This window comes from Serratia sp. DD3, assembly GCF_000496755.2.
In genome coordinates this window covers 1-5,121 of sequence record NZ_AYKS02000052.1, presented here as the reverse complement: position 1 = coordinate 5,121, position 5,121 = coordinate 1, and the positions used below count along the sequence as shown (strand labels likewise).

At 56.2% G+C, this 5,121-nt stretch carries 1 protein-coding gene; it reads right to left on the bottom strand.

Going from position 1 to position 5,121, the window contains the following annotated elements:
• The coding region (locus IO95_RS25575) for a hypothetical protein (protein WP_037385101.1) at nt 1–5,121 on the bottom strand (5,121 nt) is incomplete at both ends.

The following is a 5,121-nucleotide window of genomic DNA, read 5'->3' as shown; positions in this document are numbered from 1 at the left end:
TTTTGTTGCAAGCCGACGGTCAATTGGCTGTCGCCATCAATGGCAAACAGCCCGTTGAAGCTGCTGTTATCACCGGTCAGTGACATATCGGCGCTGTTATCAATACTGACGGTGGAGCCAGCGATACCTTCCAACGTTTGTGCAACGGCACCAATCAGGCCATCAAACACCAAGGTAGAACTAGCGGTGGTTAAATCCACCGTGGCGCTGTCGGCCCCCAGATTGTTGGCTTGGGTCACCGTCAGTGTGCCACCGGCATTGATAGACTGGGTGCCGATAAAGTCGCTCTCACCAGTCAGTTGGACGTTGGCGTTGGTATTCACCACCCCGTCACCACTGAGTTGGTTGCCGAAACTGCCGTCACGGTTGAAGTTCAAGGCGCCAGCAACGGTGATATCACTGTCACCGAGGGTACCGGCATTGGTCAAGGTGATGTCGGCACCACTGGCAATAGTGGTGATAGCAGACAGGGTGCTGTTATCGGCACTCAGGGTTAAGCTGCCGCCCGACACATTCAGGGTTCCTGTACCCGCTAAGCCATCGGCAGCGGTGGAGGTGCCACCACCTAACAGGTTGAGGGTGCCACCTGCCAAGTTAAGGGTGCCGTCGTTGGTCAACAGGCCGTCATTGGTTAAAGTACCGTCATTGAGCGTCAGAGCACCGAGGTTATTCAGTTCACCCACGGTCTGGGTGAAACCGGCCATATCCAACAGGGCGTCGCTATCCACCGTCAACAACTGGGTTTGCCCCAGGGCATTGCTCGCCCCCAACAGCACGGTGCCGCCGGTCGCCCGGGTGGTGCCGCCGTAGGTATTGCCCCCGTTGGAGATGGTGAGTGGTGCGGCGGATGCATCCAGAACGATGCCCCCATCCCCGGTCACCAGCACCGACAGGTCATGATTGCTGCCTGGGTTGGCATCGGTGGCCACCACCAGGGCATTCGGCGCATCTTCAATCAGGTTGAGCTGGATCAGCTCAAAATTGAGGAACAGCCCGTTGTCCGCCCCCCGGGTATTCGACAGGTCGTAGTTATAGACTCCCTGAGCGACAGTCATGCTGTTCTGGATCAAATCAGAAAGCACCGGCTGATTGTTTACCGCCACGCCATTAAGGTGCAGCGTCAGGTTGTCGATATTGGTGGCATTGTTGGAGAAAATCAGCGCGGTGCCGGCGGTATTCCCGATCTGATTGAGCAGTGAGCCCCCAGTGTTCGGGGCAGACTGTGGCCCGACGACGTCAACAATTCCGCTATTGGCGGTGAATATGCCGGTGGTCAGGGTGCTCTCGGCGTTGGTGGCAGGAATGCCACTGTAAAACTGCAGGGTGCCGCCGTTGAGGGTCAGGTTGCCGATAGTCTGGTTGCTGGCAGTGCCGGATACCCCGACGCTGGTGGTGTTGCCGTTTTCCAGCACCAGCGTGGCAGCAGTGAGCGCAGTGGTATTGCTGGCAGCCAGTGAGAAGGTGCTGCTGTTGAGGTGAACATCACCGCCAAACAGAGCCCCCACCGCATTGCCGAAACTGAAGGCCTGGCCTGCAGTATCCACATTCACTGTACCGCTGCCGGTCAGCGCATAATTGAAGTTGAACAGCCCAGCGGTGGTGATATCCAGGTTATCGCCTGTTCCCTGCACATTAAACTGGGTGGATGCATTGAGGCTGGTGAGTTCATCCAGGGTCAAACGGGCATTACCGTTGATGTCGATCAGGCCATCGAAGCCAGCCATCCGGGTGGTGTTGCCCGCCAGATTGATATTGCTGGTGTTGAGCCACCAGGTGCCGCTGCCGGTCAGGGTGTTGGCGAGCATCGACGGCACATTACCAGCAAAGTTTAGGAACTGCAGGGTGCTGCCGCTGGCGATATCTACCGCGCCATTGCCCAGGTTTTGTTGCAAGCCGACGGTCAATTGGCTGTCGCCATCAATGGCAAACAGCCCGTTGAAGCTGCTGTTATCACCGGTCAGTGACATATCGGCGCTGTTATCAATACTGACGGTGGAGCCAGCGATACCTTCCAACGTTTGTGCAACGGCACCAATCAGGCCATCAAACACCAAGGTAGAACTAGCGGTGGTTAAATCCACCGTGGCGCTGTCGGCCCCCAGATTGTTGGCTTGGGTCACCGTCAGTGTGCCACCGGCATTGATAGACTGGGTGCCGATAAAGTCGCTCTCGCCAGTCAGTTGGACATTGGCGTTGGTATTAACCACCCCGTTACCACTGAGTTGGTTGTCGAAGCTGCCGTCACGGTTGAAGTTCAGGGCGCCAGCAACGGTGATATCACTGTCACCGAGGGTACCGGCATTGGTCAAGGTGATGTCGGCACCACTGGCAATAGTGGTGATAGCAGACAGGGTGCTGTTATCGGCACTCAGGGTTAAGCTGCCGCCCGACACATTCAGGGTTCCTGTACCCGCTAAGCCATTGGCAGCGGTGGAGGTGCCACCACCGAGCAGATTGAGGGTACCACCCGCCAAGTTAAGGGTACCGGTGTTGGTCAACAGGCCGTCATTGGTTAAAGTACCGCCATTGATCGTCAGAGCACCGAGGTTATCCAACGCCCCCACGGTCTGGATAAAGCCGGCCATATTCAACAGGGCGTTGCTATCTACCGTTAACAGTTGGGTCTGCCCCAGGGCATTGCTCGCCCCCAACAACACGGTGCCACCGGTCGCTCGGGTGGTACCGCCGTAGGTGTTGCCACTGTTGCTGATAGTCAATGGATTATTGGTAGCATCTAAAACCAGACCACCGTCCCCGAAGACCAGGGCAGTTAACTCTTTATTGGAGTTAACATCAGTATCGGTGGCGATGACCAAGGCATCCGCGTAGTCGGTTAATAATTCAATCGAATTGAGGCCAAAACTGAGGTAGAGCCCCTGCTGGTTAGACGCGTTGGAGTTGACCAGTTCATATTCATAACCCCCATTGGCGGCATGAACCGCACCCTGCATGATGGCCGCGAAAATACTATCGCCGATACCCACGGTCTGGCCATTGAGCTGTAAGGTTAAATTACCCGCACCACTGGCAATCGCGGCGCTGATCAACATCATACTGACGTTGCCACGGTTTTGCTCAAGGATTGACAAGGAGTCAGACACATTACTGATATTGCCATTGCCAATCAGGTTGATGGTGCCACTATTGAGTGTGACGCTACCGAGGTTATCTAGAATGCTGCTAGCCCGGGGATTGGCGAAGTCACCGTAAAAAGTCAACAGCCCGCCATTCATGGTCAAGTTGCCAATGGCTTCATCACTGGGTGAGCCCGAAATCCCCACCTTGGTGTCACTACCGTTCTCCAGCACCAACGTGGCATTGGTGAGCGCTGTGGTATTGGTTCCGGTGAGTAGGAAGGTGCTGCTGTTCAGGTGCACTTCACCGCTAAACTGATCCCCCACCGCATTGCCGAAACTGAAGTCCTGGCCGGCGGTATTGACATTTACCGCCCCATTACCCGTCAACGCATAATTGAAGTTGAACAGCCCGGAGGTGGTGATATCCAGGTTATCGCCTGTTCCCTGCACATTAAACCGGGTAGCGGGATCGAGACTGGTGAGTTCATCCAGAGTCAAACGGGCATTACCGTTGATGTCGATCAGGCCATCGAAGCCAGTCAACCGAGTAGTGTTGCCCGCCAGATTGATATTGCTGGTGTTGAGCCACCAGGTACCACTGCCGGTGAGGGTGTTGGCGAGCATCGACGGCACATTACCGGCAAAGTTCAGGAACTGCAGGGTACTGCCGCTGGCGATGTCTACCACGCCATTACCCAGGTTTTGCTGCAAGCCGACGGTCAATTGGCTGTTGCCATCAATAGCAAACAGCCCGTTGAAGAGGGTGTTATCACCGGTCAGTGACATATCGGCAGTGTTATCAATACTGATGGTGGAGCCAGCGATCCCCTCCAGGGCTTGAGCCACGATACCGGCAAGACCGTCAAACACCAGCATAGAGCTAGTGGTGGTTAAATCCACCGTGGCACTGTCGGCCCCCAGATTGTTAGCTTGGGTCACCGTCAGGGTGCCACCGGCATTGATAGCTTGGGTGCCGATAAAGTCGCTCTCGCCAGTCAGTTGGACGTTGGCGTTGGTATTAACCACCCCGTCACCACTGAGTTGGTTGCCGAAACTGCCGTCACGGTTGAAGTTCAAGGCACCAGCAACGGTGATATCACTGTCACCGAGGGTACCGGCATTGGTTAAGGTGACGTCGGCACCGCTGGCAATGGTGGTGGCGGCAGTTAGGGTACTGTTATCAGCACTCAGGATTAAACTCCCCCCCTGCACATTCAGGTTGCCGGCACCGGCCAGGCCATCGGTGGCGGTGGAAGTGCCCCCATCCAGTAGATTAAGGGTGCCACCATTGAGGTCGAGGGCACCGAGGTTATCCAGTGCGCCCACGGTCTGGGTAAAGCCGGCCATATCAAACAGGGCGTTGCTATCTACCGTTAACAGTTGGGTTTGCCCCAGGGCATTGCTCGCCCCTAACAGCACGGTGCCGCCGGTCGCCCGGGTGGTACCGCCGTAAGTATTACCCCCGTTGGAAATGGTGAGTGGTGCTGCGGATGCATCCAGAACGATCCCCCCATCCCCGGTCACCAGCACCGACAAGTCATGATTGCTGCCAGGGTTGGCATCGGTGGCTACCACCAGGGCATTTGCCCCATCTTCAATCAGGTTGAGCTGGATCAGGCTAAAATTGAGGAACAACCCGTTGTCTGTGCCACGGGTATTCGACAGGCCGTAATCATAGATCCCCTGGGCGACGGTCAGGCTGTTCTGGGTCAGGTCAAAAGCCAGCGGTTGATTGGGCACTGCCGCGCCATTGAGGTGCAGTGTCAGGTTGTCGATATTGGTGGCATTGTTGGAGAAAATCAGTGCCTTGCCAGAGTTATTACCGATCTGATTGAGTAACGCCCCTCCAGTGTTCGGGGCAGACTGCGGCCCGAGTATGTCAATGATCCCGCTGTCGGCGGTGAATATGTCAGTGGTCAGCGTGCTCTCGGCGCTGGTAGCCGTGCCACTATAAAACTGCAGGGTGCCGCCGTTGAGGGTCAGGTTGCCGATAGTCTGGTTGCTGGCAGTACCGGATACCCCGACGGTGGTGGTGTTGCCGTTT